This window comes from Oceanobacillus profundus, assembly GCF_003515705.1.
In the GTDB taxonomy this organism is placed as follows: Bacteria; Bacillota; Bacilli; order Bacillales; family Amphibacillaceae; genus Oceanobacillus; species Oceanobacillus profundus.
Window position 1 is genome coordinate 1 of sequence record NZ_QWEH01000053.1, and the last position, 1,484, is coordinate 1,484.

Genomic DNA, 1,484 nt, shown 5'->3' on the forward strand with positions numbered 1-1,484 from the left:
ATGTTTATGGAATGAGCGGCGGACGGGTGAGTAACACGTGGGCAACCTGCCTGTAAGATCGGGATAACTCGCGGAAACGTGAGCTAATACCGGATAACACTTTTCATCTCATGGTGAGAAGATAAAAGACGGTTTCGGCTGTCACTTACAGATGGGCCCGCGGCGCATTAGCTAGTTGGTGAGGTAACGGCTCACCAAGGCGACGATGCGTAGCCGACCTGAGAGGGTGATCGGCCACACTGGGACTGAGACACGGCCCAGACTCCTACGGGAGGCAGCAGTAGGGAATCTTCCGCAATGGACGAAAGTCTGACGGAGCAACGCCGCGTGAGTGATGAAGGTTTTCGGATCGTAAAACTCTGTTGTTAGGGAAGAACAAGTTGGGTAGTAACTGACCCAACCTTGACGGTACCTAACCAGAAAGCCACGGCTAACTACGTGCCAGCAGCCGCGGTAATACGTAGGTGGCAAGCGTTGTCCGGAATTATTGGGCGTAAAGCGCTCGCAGGCGGTCTTTTAAGTCTGATGTGAAAGCCCACGGCTTAACCGTGGAGGGTCATTGGAAACTGGAGGACTTGAGTACAGAAGAGGAGAGTGGAATTCCACGTGTAGCGGTGAAATGCGTAGAGATGTGGAGGAACACCAGTGGCGAAGGCGACTCTCTGGTCTGTAACTGACGCTGAGGAGCGAAAGCGTGGGTAGCGAACAGGATTAGATACCCTGGTAGTCCACGCCGTAAACGATGAGTGCTAGGTGTTAGGGGGTTTCCGCCCCTTAGTGCTGAAGTTAACGCATTAAGCACTCCGCCTGGGGAGTACGGCCGCAAGGCTGAAACTCAAAAGAATTGACGGGGGCCCGCACAAGCGGTGGAGCATGTGGTTTAATTCGAAGCAACGCGAAGAACCTTACCAGGTCTTGACATCCTCTGATACCTCTAGAGATAGAGTTTTCCCTTCGGGGACAGAGTGACAGGTGGTGCATGGTTGTCGTCAGCTCGTGTCGTGAGATGTTGGGTTAAGTCCCGCAACGAGCGCAACCCTTGATCTTAGTTGCCAGCATTCAGTTGGGCACTCTAAGGTGACTGCCGGTGACAAACCGGAGGAAGGTGGGGATGACGTCAAATCATCATGCCCCTTATGACCTGGGCTACACACGTGCTACAATGGATGGAACAAAGGGAAGCGAACCCGTGAGGTCAAGCCAATCCCATAAAACCATTCTCAGTTCGGATTGTAGGCTGCAACTCGCCTACATGAAGCCGGAATCGCTAGTAATCGCGGATCAGCATGCCGCGGTGAATACGTTCCCGGGCCTTGTACACACCGCCCGTCACACCACGAGAGTTGGTAACACCCGAAGTCGGTGAGGTAACCTTTTGGAGCCAGCCGCCGAAGGTGGGACTAATGATTGGGGTGAAGTCGTAACAAGGTAGCCGTATCGGAAGGTGCGGCTGGATCACCTCCTTTCTAAGGATTATTACGGAA

1 rRNA gene is annotated in these 1,484 nt (G+C 53.5%); it reads left to right on the plus strand.

Features of this window, described 5'->3' with window-relative positions:
- Window positions 1–1,466 (plus strand): 16S ribosomal RNA (locus D1B32_RS23470); the annotation flags it as partial.
- Window positions 1,467–1,484 lie beyond the last annotated feature (18 nt).